14 protein-coding genes are annotated in these 15,592 nt (G+C 69.8%); 5 read left to right on the plus strand and 9 right to left on the minus strand.

Annotated elements, in window-relative coordinates:
• Positions 1-22: 22 nt before the first annotated feature.
• The 4 genes from GGR24_RS00270 to GGR24_RS00285 are packed head-to-tail and all read right to left on the minus strand — an operon-like array spanning position 23 to position 3,540.
• Entirely contained in the window at positions 23-424 is a 402-nt protein-coding gene (locus tag GGR24_RS00270; protein WP_183393301.1) for a PTS sugar transporter subunit IIA, read from the minus strand.
• Entirely contained in the window at positions 421-1,011 is a 591-nt protein-coding gene (locus tag GGR24_RS00275; protein ID WP_183393302.1) for an HPr kinase/phosphorylase, read from the minus strand. Before GGR24_RS00275 ends, GGR24_RS00270 begins: the two co-directional genes overlap by 4 nt.
• On the minus strand, positions 1,008-2,795 hold the full coding sequence (locus tag GGR24_RS00280) for a sensor histidine kinase (RefSeq protein ID WP_183393303.1): 1,788 nt from the start codon (positions 2,793-2,795) through the stop codon (positions 1,008-1,010). Before GGR24_RS00280 ends, GGR24_RS00275 begins: the two co-directional genes overlap by 4 nt.
• A gap of 37 nt (positions 2,796-2,832) precedes the next feature.
• Positions 2,833-3,540: a response regulator transcription factor gene (locus GGR24_RS00285; protein ID WP_183393304.1), complete on the minus strand. Its 708-nt coding sequence runs from the start codon at positions 3,538-3,540 to the stop codon at positions 2,833-2,835.
• Positions 3,541-3,677: 137 nt separating this feature from the next.
• Between GGR24_RS00285 and GGR24_RS00290 the strand changes: the two genes are divergently transcribed.
• The gene (locus GGR24_RS00290) at positions 3,678-4,439 is read left to right on the plus strand and encodes a HugZ family pyridoxamine 5'-phosphate oxidase (RefSeq protein ID WP_183393305.1); all 762 of its coding nucleotides are present in this window, start codon (positions 3,678-3,680) and stop codon (positions 4,437-4,439) included.
• 146 nt (positions 4,440-4,585) lie between these two features.
• Complete coding sequence (locus GGR24_RS00295) at positions 4,586-6,202, plus strand: phosphoenolpyruvate carboxykinase (ATP) (RefSeq protein ID WP_183393306.1); 1,617 nt, start codon at positions 4,586-4,588, stop codon at positions 6,200-6,202.
• A gap of 33 nt (positions 6,203-6,235) precedes the next feature.
• Here the strand turns inward: GGR24_RS00295 and GGR24_RS00300 are convergent, their stop codons facing one another.
• From GGR24_RS00300 to GGR24_RS00315, 4 genes are all read right to left on the minus strand, one after another.
• Entirely contained in the window at positions 6,236-7,690 is a 1,455-nt protein-coding gene (locus GGR24_RS00300; protein ID WP_183393307.1) for a sodium:proton antiporter, read from the minus strand.
• A gap of 117 nt (positions 7,691-7,807) precedes the next feature.
• Positions 7,808-8,620 carry an OmpA/MotB family protein gene (locus GGR24_RS00305; protein ID WP_183393308.1) on the minus strand — a complete coding sequence of 271 codons (813 nt, stop codon included), beginning with the start codon at positions 8,618-8,620 and terminating at the stop codon, positions 7,808-7,810.
• Positions 8,620-9,390 carry a motility protein A gene (locus GGR24_RS00310; protein ID WP_183393309.1) on the minus strand — a complete coding sequence of 257 codons (771 nt, stop codon included), beginning with the start codon at positions 9,388-9,390 and terminating at the stop codon, positions 8,620-8,622. Before GGR24_RS00310 ends, GGR24_RS00305 begins: the two co-directional genes overlap by 1 nt.
• Positions 9,391-9,507: 117 nt before the next feature.
• Complete coding sequence (locus tag GGR24_RS00315) at positions 9,508-10,551, minus strand: KpsF/GutQ family sugar-phosphate isomerase (RefSeq protein ID WP_183393310.1); 1,044 nt, start codon at positions 10,549-10,551, stop codon at positions 9,508-9,510.
• Positions 10,552-10,727: 176 nt separating this feature from the next.
• Here GGR24_RS00315 and GGR24_RS00320 point away from each other — a divergent pair, with 176 nt between their 5' ends.
• Entirely contained in the window at positions 10,728-12,206 is a 1,479-nt protein-coding gene (locus GGR24_RS00320) for an outer membrane beta-barrel protein (protein WP_183393311.1), read from the plus strand.
• 110 nt (positions 12,207-12,316) lie between these two features.
• A complete protein-coding gene (locus GGR24_RS00325; protein WP_183393312.1) occupies positions 12,317-13,261 on the plus strand; it encodes a DMT family transporter in 945 nt (314 codons plus the stop codon).
• Positions 13,262-13,267: 6 nt separating this feature from the next.
• Here GGR24_RS00325 and galU read toward each other — a convergent pair whose 3' ends face one another.
• On the minus strand, positions 13,268-14,146 hold the full coding sequence (galU, locus tag GGR24_RS00330) for a UTP--glucose-1-phosphate uridylyltransferase GalU (protein ID WP_183393313.1): 879 nt from the start codon (positions 14,144-14,146) through the stop codon (positions 13,268-13,270).
• A gap of 222 nt (positions 14,147-14,368) precedes the next feature.
• Here galU and GGR24_RS00335 point away from each other — a divergent pair, with 222 nt between their 5' ends.
• A complete protein-coding gene (locus GGR24_RS00335; RefSeq protein ID WP_183393314.1) occupies positions 14,369-15,583 on the plus strand; it encodes a lytic murein transglycosylase in 1,215 nt (404 codons plus the stop codon).
• Positions 15,584-15,592: the final 9 nt, after the last annotated feature.

Raw genomic sequence — 15,592 nt, forward strand, 5'->3', positions numbered from 1 at the left:
CGTCTCCGCCTCGAGCCCACGATCATTTGCCGGAGAGCACGCGGCTCGCGACGTTGATATATTTGCGCCCCGCCTCCTGAGCCTGGACGACCGCCGCGTCAAGTGGAAGATCGGACCGGACGCTCGCGAGCTTGATCAGCATCGGCAGGTTGATGCCGGCGATCACCTCGACCTTCCGTCCATCCATGCACGATATCGCTAGGTTCGACGGCGTGCCGCCGAACATGTCGGTCAACACCGCGACGCCGTCGCCGCTGTCGACCTCGCGCACCGCGGCGAGGATGTCCCCGCGGCGCAGCTCCATGTCGTCTTCCGGGTCGATGGTGATCGTCGCGATCTGCTGCTGCGGACCCACGACGTGCTCCAGCGCGGAGCGGAACTCGCAGGCGAGACGACCGTGTGTCACGAGGACGAGGCCTATCATGCAGTCTTTGCGCAAAACTCATTGCGCTCCGGGTCGGGATCGGCGGCCATGGGCCGGCCGTTCCTTTGGACAGGCGCGTGCGGCGCCAAACGCTTCATTTTTCCATGTTGCGGCGCGAACGCAAGCTCTGATGCTTCACGGTCAGGCGCCGGCCAGTTCCGGACCGTGAAAAGCAGGAGGGCCGCCGCCTCCGGATCGCCGCGGCGCACGGCGATCCGCGGCAGAGGAACGTCCAACAGGCGCGCAGTGGCGGCGTCCGGCTCGGGCATGCGCTCCGGCTGCACCTCGATGTCCGCCACGAACCTGACCACGCACGCGCTCAGCGCGGGAAGCCTGAGGAGGCCGACGCCGCGACGCTCGATCAGACCTTTGAGGACGTCGGGCGCCTCCGCGACCAGGCGGCCGCCGGCCAGACTCAGCCGCGTCCGGTCGTCAGCGACCAGCCGCGCGAACAGCCCTGCGGCCTGGGCGCGCTCGATGAGAGCCGCCGAGAGGCTGGATTTCCCTGCGCCCGAGGGGCCGCGGATCAGGACCCCGGCCTCCCCGACGACCACGCAACTGGCGTGAACGGAGCCCGTCCCGGTCATTTCATGGCCGCCGGCAGCCGCACGACGAAGCGCGCGCCCGTCACCCTGGCTTCGCCCGCGACCGTCTTCATGCGGTTCTCCGCCTTGATCCGCCCGTTATGAGCCTCGACGATCTGCTTCGAGATCGAAAGCCCAAGGCCGGAGTTCTGCCCGAAGCCCTGCTCAGGTCGATCGGTGTAGAAGCGGTCGAAGATCTTGTCGACGGCGTCCGGCCGGATGCCCGGACCGGTGTCGTCCACCAGAATCTCGACCGAGTTCCGCACGCGCTTGCAGGTCACCTTCACGACTGAGCCAGGGGGCGAGAAGGAGCGGGCGTTGTCGATCAAATTGGTGATCACCTGCGCCAGCCGGGAATCGTGGCCGAGCACCAGATAGGCGTCGCGGCCCTGCGCCGCATCGACCACCTTGAGCTCCACAGTGACGCCGTGCTCGCGCGGCGCCCCGTTCTGCATGTCGATCACCGTGGTCAGCAGCTTGACCATGTCGACCGGCTCGGCGTCCTGCCGCTGAAGCTCGGCGTCGAGCCGGCTCGCGTCGGAAATGTCGCTGATCAGCCGGTCGAGCCGGCGCACGTCGTGCTGGATGACGCCGAGCAGCCGCTCGCGCGACTCCTCGGTCTTGGCGAGCGGCAGGGTCTCGACGGCGGAGCGCAGCGAGGTCAGCGGGTTCTTCAGCTCATGGGCGACGTCGGCGGCGAAGCGCTCGATCGCCTCGATCCGCGCGTAGAGCGCGCTCGTCATGTCGCGCAGCGCCCCGGACAGATGGCCGATCTCGTCCGAGCGCTTGGTGAAGTCCGGGATCTCGGCGCGGTGCTTGTAGCGGTGGCGCACGCGCTCCGCGCCGTCCGCGAGCTTGCGCACCGGTCCGGCGATCGTGCTGGCCAGCAGCAGCGACAGCACGAGCATCACGGCGGCCGCGACCAGGAACACGCGCATGATCGCGAAGCGCTCGGCCTGCACGATGGAGTCGATGTCGCCGCCCTGCGTCGACAGCAGCAGCACGCCGGTCACCGCCCTGAAGCGCTGCACGGGCACGGCGACCGAGACGATGATCTCGCCCGCGTCGTTGACCCGCACGATGCTCTGCGGGGAGCCCGACAGCGCCTTCGTGACCTCCGGATAGCCGCGGCCGTTGCTCGCGCCGAGCTCCGCATAGAGCGGAAGGTCCGAGCGTCGAAGCCAGCTCTTGATGGTGCGGCCGATCTGGTCGAGCAGCCCCGGATCATGGGTCTGGGGCGGCGGCAGGTCGAAGCGCAGGATGTCGCCGCGGGCGTAGAGCGAGCGCGAGTCGAGCAGCAGCGCGCCGTCGCGGTCGTAGATGCGCGCGCGGGTCCGGGTCGGCGTCACCAACCGGCGCAGCACCGGAGCGACGCGCTCGGGATTGATCGGGAATTCGAGGCTCTGCAGCCCCTCGTCGCCCGGCGAGGCGGTCTGCCCGGCCTGGAGTTCGAGCAGCTTGTCGGGGTCGACATAGAGCTGGTTGGTCTCGACGGTCGCCGAGGAGGCGATCGCGCCGGCGATGATCTCGCCCTGGATCAGCAGGCTCTGGACGCGGGCGTCGATCAGCCCGGCGCGGAACTGGTTGAGGTAGAGGATGCCCGAGACCAGCGCGACGAGGCCGGCGAGGTTCAGAACGACGATGCGCCGGGTCAGGCTCGAGAAGCCGAGGACGCGCAAGGCGCGGAGCGCGCGCATGACCTTGACGCGCCATGGCTCGCGCTGGCCGGCGTCCTCGTCTGCGTCGGTCGGGACGACGTCGTCCGCCCGCTCGGCTTCCACGCTCATGAATGATGGACTGAAGCGCCGCGCGAGCCGCCGGCGCTCAGATCTCCTTGAACCGGTAACCCACGCCGTAGAGCGTCTCGATCATGTCGAAGTCGTCGTCGCAGGACTTGAACTTCTTGCGCAGCCGCTTGATGTGGCTGTCGATCGTGCGGTCGTCGACATAGACCTGATCGTCATAGGCCGCGTCCATCAGCGCGTTGCGGCTCTTGACGACGCCGGGCCGCATGGCGAGCGCCTGCAGGATCAGGAACTCCGTGACGGTGAGCGTCACCGGCTCGCCCTTCCAGGTGCAGGTGTGGCGCTCGGGGTCCATCATCAGCTGGCCACGCTCGAGCGCCTTGGAGTCAGGCCCCTTCGGGGCGCCGGGGACGGTCGGCTCCTTGGCGGCCGCGCGCCGCAACACAGCCTTGACGCGCTCCACCAGCAGACGCTGCGAGAACGGCTTACGGATGAAGTCGTCGGCGCCCATCTTGAGGCCGAACAGCTCGTCGATCTCCTCGTCCTTCGAGGTCAGGAAGATCACCGGAAGCTCGGACTTCTGCCGCAGCCGGCGCAGCAGCTCCATCCCGTCCATGCGGGGCATCTTGATGTCGAAGATCGCGAGATCGGGCGGAGAGGCGCGCAGCCCCTCGAGCGCCGTCGCGCCGTCATTATAGGTCTGGATCCGGTAACCCTCGGCCTCAAGCGCGATGGACACAGAGGTCAGGATGTTGCGGTCGTCATCGACCAGGGCGATCGTCGGCATGGCGCCTTCTTGTATAGCACAGAGTGCAGGGCATGAACCGACTTGGCGTGGCTTTAATGTGACGCAAGGTCGCGAGCCCTCTTTTTGGCCGCATCTGCGATCGAAGCGAGGCCAGGACCGTCGAAGGAGCGCGAAGCATGACCACCTCGAACGCTTCTCCCGCGCCGGAGGAAACCGCCGCTTTCGACCCTGCCTCGGTCGCCCGCGCGCTCGTCAGATCCGCCCGCCGCGCCAGCCTGGGGACGATCGACCGCGTCTCCGGCCTGCCTTACGTCTCGCTGGTCGCGGTCGCGACCGCGCCCGACGGCGCGCCGCTGCTGCTGGTCTCGAACCTCGCGCGCCACGCCGCCAACCTCGCGGCGGATCCCCGCGCGAGCCTGCTGTGCGCGGAGGTCGGCGCCGGCGATCCGCTGGCCCATCCGCGGGTCACGCTGTTCGGACGCTGCGCGGCCACGGACAAGGCGGCGCACAAGGCGCGCTGGCTCGCCCGTCAGCCCGAGTCCGAGCTCTATTTCGACTTCGCGGATTTCAACATGCTCCGGCTGGAGCCAGAGGGCTGTCATCTCGTGGCGGGCTTCGGGCGGATCGTGGATCTCGGATGGCCGGAAATCCGCACCGAGACCGCGGGCGCGGAGGCGCTGCTCGCCGCCGAGGCCGGGGTGGTCGAGCACATGAACGAGGACCATGCCGACGCCACGCGCCTCTACGCCACCGCGCTGCTCGGCGCGCCGGACGGCGACTGGACGTTCCAGGGCGCCGATCCGCTCGGCTGCGAGCTCGGCCTTGACGGCCGCGCCGTCTATCTGCGCTTTCCCCAGCCCGTCACGGGGCCCGGAGAGGTTCGGCGCGCGCTCGTCGATCTGGTGGCCGAGGCGCGGTCGCGCGGCCCAGCACGGTGAGCCGCCCGGGCCCGGAGCCCGGCCAAACGTGAAGGCGAGATTAACGGTCCGTCACGTTGAGGTCGTTTTTAGCTGTTTGATGCCGCGCCTCGCGTGCTAGCGACGGCGCCTGTCAGGGCGACCTTCTCGAGCCAAGGAGAGACGCGTTGAGGCAGATCGGCGTTTGGAATCGCGACTTCGGCGCGGAAGCTTTCGGCTTCGAGGCGCTCGCGGGCGTGAACTGGAACCTCGGGCCTGCGGCGCTCGTCGAGCGGGCGGTCCGGCGCGGCGAAGGCGCGCTCGCTTCGAGCGGCGCGCTCGCGGTCGACACCGGGCCGCACACCGGGCGATCTCCCGAAGACAAGTTCATCGTGCGGGACGAGGCGACCGAGAGCACGGTCGACTGGAACGCGCACGCCAGCCTGACGCCGGAGCAGTTCGAGACGCTGCGCCAGGACTTCCTGGCCCACGCGCAGGGGCGCGAACTGTTCGCCCAGGACCTTCACGTCGGCGCCGATCGCCAGCGTCGCCTGCCGGTGCGCACGTTCAGCGAATACGCCTGGCGCTCGATGGCGGTGCGCACGCTGCTGGGCGAGCCCGGCGCCGACGAACTCGGTGGCTTCACCCCGGAGCTGACGGTGCTGGACATGCCGTCCTTCCGCGCGGATCCGGAGCGGCATGGCGTGCGGTCGGCGACCGTGGTGGCGATCGACCTCACGCGTCGCATCGTGCTGGTCGGCGGCACGGCCTATGCGGGCGAGATCAAGCACGCGATCCTCACGGTCATGAACCACCTGCTGCCGGATCGCGGCGCGCTGCCCCTGCACGCCGCGGCCTCCGTCGGTCCCGACGGCGACGTCGCGCTGTTCGTAGGTCTGTCGGCCACCGGCAAGACGACGCTTGCGGCGGACCCGGCGCGCAGCCTCATCGGCGACGACGCGCTTGGCTGGAGCCCGGACGGCGTCTTCAACCTGGAGGCCGGCTGCTACGCCAAGGCCGCGGCGCTGTCGGCGGAGGCCGACCCGGCGCTGCGCAGCGCAGCCACGCGTTTCGGCGCCCTGCTGGAGAACGTGCCGCTCGATCCGGAGACCCGCGACCCCGATCTCACGGCCCGCCCGCGGACCGAGAATGCGCGCTGCGCTTTCGGCCTGGCCTCGCTCCCCGGCGTCAGCGCGTCCGCGGTCGCCGGCCACCCCACGAATCTCGTGCTGCTGACCTGCGACGTGCATGGCGTGATGCCGCCGATCGCGCGGCTGACGCCCGAGCAGGCCGTCTATCATTTCCTTTCGGGCTACACCTCGCGCGTCGCCGACGCCGAAAAGGGGGCGCGCGAGCCCGAGGCGACGTTCTCCGCCTGCTACGCGGCGCCCTTCATGCCGCGCCCCGCCGCGGTCTACGGCGAGATGCTGCGCAGCCTGATCCTGGAGCACGACGTGAAGTGCTGGCTGGTGAACACCGGCTGGACCGCGGGCGCCTATGGCGTCGGCCGGCGGGTGCCGGTTGAGGCGACGCGCGCGCTCATCGCCGCGGCCCTCGACGGATCGCTCGACGCGGCCGAGACCTACACGGACAAGTTCTTCGGCTTCACCGTGCCGCTCAGCGTCCCGGGCGTCGACACGATGCTCTTCCGGCCGCGCAAGGCCTGGGCCGACAAGCGGGTCTACATCGCCACCGCCCGCAAGGTGATGACGATGTTCCAGTCGAACTTCGCGGCCTTCGGCGACTCCGTCGATCCCGAGGTCGCCGCGGCGGGGCCCCACGAATATCGCGAGGCCGCGGAGTAGCCGGCGGGCGCTCGCGGAGCTCCGGGACCGGCTTCATATCAGGGTCAGCAAGGTGACCACCGCGAAGCACGGGATCAGCACGGCGAACGACCACGCCATGTAGCCGAAGAAGCTCGGCATCTCGACGCCGCGGTTGCGGGCGATCGACAGGACCATGAAGTTCGGAGCGTTGCCGATATAGGTCAGCGCCCCCATGAACACCGCCCCGCCCGAGATCGCCGCCAGGGTTTTGGCCTTCACGGTCATCAGCTCCGCGGCGTCGCCGCCTGCGAGATTGAAGAACACCAGATAGGTCGGGGCGTTGTCGAGCACGCTCGAGAGCAGGCCGGTCAGCCAGAAATAGACGGCGGGGCGGGGCGCGCCGGCCTCGTCCGAGACCAGCGCGACGAGCGGGGCGGCGGCGCCGTTCATGCCCGCCTTCAGGATCAGGAGGGCCGGGATCAGCGTCACGAAGATGCCGGCGAAAAGCTTGGCGACCTCGCGGATCGGCTCCCAGTCGAAGCCGTTGCGCTCCCGGTACTCGGTCGGCGTGATCTTCAGCGAGATAAGAGCGAGCACGATCAGAGTGACGTCGCGCGCCACCGCCTGCAGGGAGAGGTGCGTGCCGTAGACGTCGAACTCGATGCCGGGCTTCCAGAAGCCGCTCACAAGGATGGCCGCGACCGCGCAGGCGAGCAGCGGGATGTTGCGCAGGCCCGACAGGCCGAGCGGGGAATCGGGCGACGGATCCGGCTTCGGCGAAAAACCCTCGCGGGCGTAGAACCAGCGGTCCAGCACGTAGAACAGCGGCAGGAGGATCGCGACCAGGACGCCGGTCTGGGGCGCGAGATGCGTCGCCGTCCAGAAGAAATCGACGCCCTGGAGAAAGCCGAGGAACAGCGGCGGGTCGCCGAGCGGCGTCAGCGAGCCGCCGATGTTCGACACGAGGAAGATGAAGAACACCACCACATGGGCGTTGCACCGGCGCTGGTCGTTCGCCCGGATCAGCGGGCGGATCAGCACCATCGAGGCGCCGGTCGTGCCGATCACGCTCGCAAGCAGGGCGCCGACGGCCAGCAGCGCGGTGTTGACGGCCGGGCTGCCGTGCAGATTGCCCCGCACCAGGACGCCGCCCGAGATCGTGAACAGCGTGAACAGCAGCACGACGAACGGCACATATTCGGCGACCGCGGCGTGGATCACCTCCGACGCCGCCGGACCGACGCCATGGACGAAGCCGAACGGGATCAGCAGCAGGGCCGCCCAGAAGGCCGCCACCTTCCCGTAGTGGTGGTGCCAGAAATGGGGGGCCGCGAGCGGCAGGATCGCGATCGAGCCGAGCATCCCGACGAGTGGCGCGACCCAGGCGACCGACAGTTCCTGGCCGTCGACATGGCCCGAAATCACCCCGCGCAGCAGCGGATCGAAGCCGTACAGGACGGCGGCGAGCACGATCACGAAGGCCGCGAGTTGCGGTAGAAGCCGTCGCTCGGCGCGGCGCGTGATCATGCGGACCTCGTCGGAAGACTCTGGTGGTTCAAGGCCTAGACGGCGAGGCGGGGCGCGCCAAGGCCGCGCGTCGGCGCCGGCCGCGGCCCGACGACGATACGGGAAGCATTCGCCCGCTCAGGGCTTCAGATCCATGGGGATCGCGCCCGGCGCGGCGGTGAGCGAGATGGTCACCCGGCGGTTGGCGGCGATTTGCGGCGCGTCCGGGAACATGGGCTCGGTCGAGCCCTTGCCCTGCACGGCGGCGAACCGAGCGTCCGGGACGCCGTCGGCGGCGAGCAGCCCGCGGACGGCGCTCGCCCGCTCCGCCGAAAGCCGCCAGGCGTCGGTGTTCGCGCCCTCGGACACGCCCGAAGCGGTGTGGCCGGTGACGGAGATCGGATAGTTCAGCGCCCGCAGCGAGGGCGCGAGCGCCGCGAGAGCGTCCACGACGCGCTGCGAGGGCGCGGCCGATCCGGCCGGGAACATCGAGCGGCCGTCCTGGTCGACGATCGCGATCGAGACCCCGTCGGGGCTGTCCTCCACCACGATCTGGTTCGAGATGTCGGCGATCTCGGGCATCGACCGCAGCGCCTGGCGCAGCGTCGCGGCGGCGCGGGCGAAGCCGCGCGCGGCCGGCTCGGTGTCGCGCCGGTCGGGCGAAAGGGGGCCGGCGAGATCGGAGGTCTCATCCGGGGTGCGGGCGGTGTTGTTGAGCAGTTCGGTGCGGGCGGGCGAGCCGGCGATGTCGATCACGCCATCGGCGATGACCTGCTTCTGCGAGCCGAAGGCTTCGCGCATCGAGCCCGCGACGATGGCCATCTTCTTCTTGTCCTGCGACGAGAACGCCACCAGGACCACGAAGAACGCCATCAGCAGCGCCATCAGGTCGGCGAAGGTGACGAACCAGCCGTGCCCGCCGCCGTGGGCGTCGTGCTTCTTGCGCGCCATCAGGCGGCCGCTTCGAGCAGATCTGCGCGATGCTTCTCGGGCAGGTAGGCGAGCAGCATCTCCTTGATGACGGCCGGGCTCTTGGACGCCCTGAGTTGCAGCACGCCGTCGATGACCAGCGTCTGGTTGAGCTCGTCATGGGCGAACTTGATGGTCAGCTTGTCGGCGATCGGCAGGAAGAAGAAGTTCGCCACCACCGCGCCGTAGAGCGTCGCGAGCAGCGCGATCGCCATGAAGGTGCCGAGCTTCGAAGGGTCGGACATCTCGGCGAACATCTGCACCATGCCGATCAGGGTGCCGATCATGCCGAAGGCCGGGGCGCAGTCGCCGATCCCGCGGAAGACCTTCGAGGCCATTTCGAGCCGGTGCAGGTTGAGGTCGCGCTCTCGCTCCAGCGTCTCGCGGATGAAGTTCTCGTCGAAGCCGTCGGCGACGTAGCGCACCCCCTTGGCCAGGAAGGCGTCGCGCGGGTTGGCCTTGTCGAGACCGACCGGCCCGGATTTGCGCACGATCGCGGCCATCTCGGCGATCTCGGAGATCAGGTCGCGCGGGTTGCTGTGCGCGCCCTTGATCACCGTTTTGAACGCCGTCGGGAAGGCCGACAGGATCGCCGACAGCTCGAAGCGGATGAAGGTCGCCGCGAAGGCGCCGCCGAAGATCACGAGCACGGCGTGCTCGGAATAGTAGCGCTCGAGCCCGCCGCCCTCGTGGATCAGGAACCCCAGGACGCCCGTCCCGAAGGCGAAGCCGATGATGGTGGCGAAATCCATGCCCGTCCCTCAGGCGCGCCGGAGCGGCGGCGACGCGGGCATGGTGAGGAGTTAGGGTTAAGGCCCTTTTAAAGAGGCGCAAGGCGCCGCAGGAACGTGAGCCGGCTTGGCTCGGCCTCAGGCGAGGCCGAGCTTCAGCAGATCGTGGATGTGCACGAGGCCCGCCGGCCTGCCGTCGTCCACGACGAACAGCGCGGTGATCGCGCGGCTCTGCAGCTCGCTGAGCGCGCTCGCCGCAAGGTCGTCGGGCGCGATCACGCGGGGCGCGTGCGTCATCACGGTCTCGACGCGCTTTGCGGTCAGGTCCGGCCCCATGTGACGGCGCAGGTCGCCGTCGGTCACGATTCCGACCAGCGCGCCCGCCGGATCGACGACGCCGACGCAGCCGAAGCTCTTGGTCGTCATCACGATGAGCGCCTCGGACATCAGCGTGCCCTCGGCGACCAGCGGCACGGCGTCGCCGGAATGCATGACGTCGCGCACGAAGGTGAGCACAGCGCCGAGCTTGCCGCCCGGGTGGAAGCGCTTGAAATCGCCCGGCGTGAACTCGCGGCTTTCCAGCAGCGCGACCGCAAGCGCGTCGCCGAGGGCGAGCTGCATCGTGGTCGAGGTCGTGGGCGCAAGCCCGTTCGGGCAGGCCTCGCCGACGCGCGGCAGCACGAGCGCGACGTCCGCGGCCCGAGCGAGCGCGCTGTGGGCGTTGGAGGTGATCGCCACCACGGGCACCCGAAAGCGGGACGAGTACTGGACGATGTCGCGCAGCTCGGCGGTCTCGCCCGACCAGGACAGCGCCAGCACCACGTCGTCGGGCGTGATCATGCCGAGGTCGCCATGGCTCGCCTCGGCCGGATGCACGAAGAAGGCGGGCGTGCCGGTCGAGGCCAGCGTCGCGGCGATCTTGCGCCCGATATGGCCGCTCTTGCCCATCCCGCTGACGATCGTGCGGCCGCGGGCCGAGGCGATCTTCTCGACCGCCGCCGCGAACGGCCCGCCAAGCTCTTCGCGCAGGGCGCGCCCCAGCCGCTCGAGACCGGCCGCTTCGATGTCGATGGTGCGCGTCGCCGACGCGACGGCCGCAGCCTGCACGGCGGCCGCGTCGACGGGGCTTGCGGCGATCCCGGGGGCGGGGAGGGGGGACGAGGAAAGAAGCGGTTGAACCATTCGGGACGCGGACTCCGGAGAACGCACTGCGAAACCTTGAAACTAGCACTTTTGATCCCGGCGCGCAGCGAAGGCGCGGCGGCCGGGAGGCAAGGCTTTGTTAACCACGGCTGTTTCATCCTCGTTAACCATGCCGGAGCGCGCGGCGCCATGTTCCTTCGCGGCCAAAGGAAGCGATGTCCCGTCGCCGGGCGATCTATGTCGGCCTCCTGATTGGCGGGGCGCTCGTCGCGTGCGGCGGCGTCCGCGCGCAACAGACGCAGCCCGACCCGACCCGCGCGACCAACGCCGCGGGCGATGAACCTCTGCGCCGGCTCGACCCCTCGACTCTCGCGGGCGGCGACTATGGCGGGACCGAGCCCGCGCCGCTCGCCGGCGGGGACTACGGCCTCACGTCGCCCACCGAGACGGACACGGCCGTCCCGGGACCGGCGCTGATCGGCGATCCGCTGGCCTCGCCGCCCGGCGGTGCCCAGCCGCGCCGGCCGGAGCCGCCTGACTTCAGAGCCGACGAAGAGGCGTATGCGCCAACCGGCGTGCGCGCCGGCGCGTTCATCCTGCGGCCCTCGCTGGAGACGGCGGGCGGCTACGACAGCAACCCGCTGCGCGATCCCGGAGGCGGCAAGAGCTCGCCCTTCTACCGACTGCGGGGCGTGCTGGACGCCCAGTCGGACTGGGAGCGTCACGAGGTGACCGTCAAGCTCGACGGGCAGATCCGCCGCTACACGGACCTGCCGTCGCCGGGCTACGAGCCCAATCTCAGCGCGGTCGTCGACGGGCGGTTCGACGTCACCCGGCAGACGCAGATCACGTCCCAGCTTCGCGCCTCGCTCACCACGCCCCGGCGCGGCGACCCCGACACGCCGACAAACATCAAGGGCGACGAGGTCGACAAGTCGATCGGGGCGACGCTGGGCGCGTCGCACGCCTTCAACCGGCTGAGCTTCAAGGTGGAGGGCCTCGTGGATCGCTACCTGTTCAACGACGCGAAGCTCCAGAACGGCGAGACTCTCGACAACTCCGACCGGATCTACAACGCCTATGAGATCAGGGCGCGCGGCGCCTATGAGCTGTCGCCGGCGCTGCAGCCCTTCGCGGAGGTCGCGGTGGACACGCGCGACTACGACAGGACCATCGGGGACGACGGCCGCCGGCTCGGCTCGAGCGGCTACGCGATCCGGGGCGGCGCGCGCTTCGAGGCCACCCGTCTGATCACCGGCGAGGCAGCGATCGGCTACGGCCGGCAGACGCCCAAGGACAACGACCTCAAGCCGGTCGACGGGCTCATCTTCGACGCCGACGTGACGTGGTCGGCGACCGCTCTCACCACGGTGCGGCTGAACGCCCAGACGTCGTTCCAGGAGACGACGCTCGACGGCGCCGGCGGCGTCCTGGAGCGCACCGCCGGCGTCGCGATCGAGCACCGTCTCCGCCGCAACCTCATCCTGACCGGCCGGGCCGATTACGCGCGGTCGAGCTATCGCGGGATCGGCCGGATGGACGACGGGCTGACGCTCACGCTGGAAGGCGAGTACCGGCTGAACCGCACGCTTTCGATGATCGGCAGCTTCCAGCACGAGCGGCTCGACAGCAATCTGCCCGGCGAGGACTACAAGGCCTCGATCATCGAGTTCGGCATGAGGGTTCGGCGCTGACCCGCTGCGCGCGCATGGCGGTCATGCGCTGAAAAGCGCCGTTCGTTGACGCGCGTTAAGCATCGTTGCGGTAGCTAGAGGCCTCCTCTCGCTCCCCGGCGCTTATCTTCATGTCAGTCACCGATCTCGGAGTCTCGGCGCGCGGCCGCGCGCTCGATCCAACGGCGCGCGGCGTCATCGCGATGGTCGTCGGCATGGCGTTCCAGGTGACGAACGACGCCGTGGTCAAGCTGATCGCCGCGCGCCTTCCGGCCTCGGAGATCATGGCGCTGCGCGGCGTGATGGCGATCGCGCTGATGCTCGCCGTCATCCTGGCCGCCGGCCACGGGCCGCGTCTGAGGACGCTGGCCCATCCGCTGGTCGTGCTGCGTTCCGCGCTCGAGGCCGGCTGCTGTCTGCTCTACGTCACCGCGCTGTCCGGCCTGGGGCTCGCCGAGTTCACCAGCATCGTGCAGGCGACGCCGCTCATCCTGACCGCGATCGCGGTCGCGATCGGCTGGCAGAGCGTGGGGGCGCGGCGCTGGGCCGCCATCGGGGTCGGCTTCGTGGGCGTTCTGCTGGTCGCCAAGCCGTCGCCCAGCGGCGTCAACGCCTATGCGGCGCTCGCGCTGCTCTCGGCGGTCATCATGGCGGTGCGCGATCTGGTGACGCGCCGCATTCCGGGCCACGCGCCCTCGCTGGTGGTGACCCTCGGGGCGACGATCGCGGTGACCCTGCTGGGCGCGGCCGGCGGCGCCGCGCAGCCCGCCTCCTGGATCGCCCCGGACGCCCGCGAGATCATCCTGCTCGTCGGCGTGGCGGCGCTCGTCTGCGCCTGCAACATGACGATCGTGCTGGCCTTCCGGCTCGGCGACATGGCCGTGGTCGGGCCGTTCCGCTACAGCGTCATCCTCGGCTCGTTGATCCTCGGATACGCCGTGTGGGGCGATCGGCCCGACGCGCTCGGCCTCGTCGGGGCGGCGCTGATCGTCGGCTCCGGCCTCTATGCGCTGCGGCGCGAGCGCGAGCGCGGCGAACCGACGACCGCCGCGGAGGGCGTCGCCGGTCCGGTCTGAGCGCGCTCAGAGAGCGAGCAGCGTCTCGAGCTCCGCGCGGAAGTCGCCGGCCATGTCGGGGCGGGCGAGCGCATAGGCGACGTTCGCGGTCAGGAAGCCGATCTTGGATCCGGTGTCGTAGACCTTGCCCGGGAAGGCGTAGCCCGAGAAGGGCTGCGTCTCGGTCAGCCGGAGCATCGAGTCCGTGAGCTGGATCTCGCCGCCGGCGCCCGCCTCCTGCCGGCTGAGCAGATCGAAGATCTCCGGCTGCAGGATGTAGCGCCCCGAGATCGCAAGGTTCGACTCGGCCGTGCCGGGCTTGGGCTTTTCGACCATCGAGGTCATGCGGAAGCCCTTGCCGACCTTCTCGCCGGCGCCGACGATGCCGTACTGGTGCGTCTGGTCCTCGGGCACCTCGTAGACCGAAACCACGTTGCCGCCTCCGGCCTCCTCATAGACGTCGATCATGTCGGCGAGGCAGCCGCGCGGCGACTGGTGCAGCATGTCGGGCAGCAGCAGCGCGAAGGGCTCGTCGCCGACGATGTCGCGCGCGCACCAAACCGCGTGGCCGAGGCCGAGCGGCTCCTGCTGGCGGGTGAAGCTCGTCTGCCCGGCGGCCGGGAGCATCTCCCGCAGCAGTTCGAGCTCCTTGGTCTTGCCGCGCCGCTCGAGCGTGGCGTCGAGCTCGAAGTGCTTGTCGAAGTGATCCTCGATCACGCTTTTGTTGCGTCCGGTCACAAAGATGAAATGCTCGACGCCGGCCGCCTTCGCCTCCTCGACCACATGCTGGATCGCTGGACGGTCGACGATGGTGAGCATCTCCTTGGGAACAGCCTTGGTGGCGGGCAGGAAGCGCGTGCCGAGACCGGCGACAGGGAACACGGCTTTGCGGATCTTGCGGGACATGAGGGCTCCAGGAGGGGGCAGCAGCCGCAGATTGGCCGCGGTCGGCGTGTAGATTTGTGTCGTTCGGGCGGTCCGTAAAGGGCGGCGCCCACGATCCACGTATCAAAGCGGGATTGGAACGCGGTTAACGGAATGCAAACTCTGACGCGTATCCTCAGTGGAGCATTCAGAGCAGCGGCGTCGCCCCGCCGTTCGGGGCGCGCGTCGCCGGGAGAATACGCCATGACGAACGGAACTCGCGCGCGCCTCCTGCGCGCCTTCGCCGCGACGGCCCTGGGCCTGGCCGCAGCGCTGGCGGTCGCGCCGGCGTCCGCGCAGAGCGACCCGCGGCTCGCCGCTTTCATCGCCAAGCTGAAGCCGGAAGCCGCCCGCGCGGGCGTCAGCGCCGCGACGGTCGACCGCGCCTTCCGCGGCGTGCGGCTCGACACCGAGGCGATCGCCAAGTCGCAGACCCAGCTCGAGTTCAAGCTGACGATCGCGCAGTATATCGACACCCAGGTGTCCGACACGCGGATCGCGGCCGGCAAGTTGAACTACGCGCAGTGGAGCGACCTGCTGGCGCGCATCGAGCGCAGCTACGGCGTGGATCGCTACGCGGTGCTCGCGGTGTGGGGCATGGAGACGAATTACGGCGCCTCCATGGGCGGCCACAATGTCATCGAGGCGCTCGCCACTCTGGCCTGCTGCCAGCCGAAGCGGCCGCAGTTCTTCCGCAAGGAGCTGATCGCGGCGCTGCAGATCCTGCAGAACGGCGACATCACGCCCGACAAGATGATCGGTTCGTGGGCCGGCGCGATGGGCCAGACCCAGTTCATGCCGACCAGCTACAAGGCCTACGCGGCCGACGGCGACGGAGACGGCAAGCGGGACATCTGGACCTCGGTTCCGGACGCGCTGGCCTCGACGGCGAACTACCTGCGCAAGCATGGCTGGAGGTCGGGCGAGACCTGGGGCTACGAGATCGTGCCGCCGGCCGGCGCGAAGTCCGGCCAGGCCATGTCGCTCGCGCAGTGGCGCGCCGCCGGCGCCAAGCGGGTGGCGGGGCGCGAACTGCCGGGCGGCGCCGCGCGCGCGACGCTGTTCCTGCCGGGCGGCGCGGGCGGGCCGGCCTTCCTGATGTTGCAGAACTATCGGGTCATCAAGCGCTACAACAACGCCGACGCCTACGCGATGGCGGTCGGCCATCTGTCCGACCGCATCCGCGGGGGAGGGCCGTTCGTCACCCAGTGGCTGAACCACGACCGCCCGCTCGACGAGCCGAGCCGGATGGAGCTGCAGGCCCTGCTCGGCCGTATGGGCTTCGACGTCGGGGAGCCGGACGGCAAGATCGGCCCGGCGACGCGCTCCGCGATCATGTCCTATCAGAAGACCCAGGGACTTCCGCCCACGGGCTACGCCAGCGTTTCGCTGCTGCGCCGGCTCAAGACGGGGCGGTGAGCCCCGCCG

Origin of the sequence: Hansschlegelia beijingensis, assembly GCF_014196425.1 — a bacterium.
Classification (GTDB): Bacteria; Pseudomonadota; Alphaproteobacteria; order Rhizobiales; family Methylopilaceae; genus Methylopila; species Methylopila beijingensis.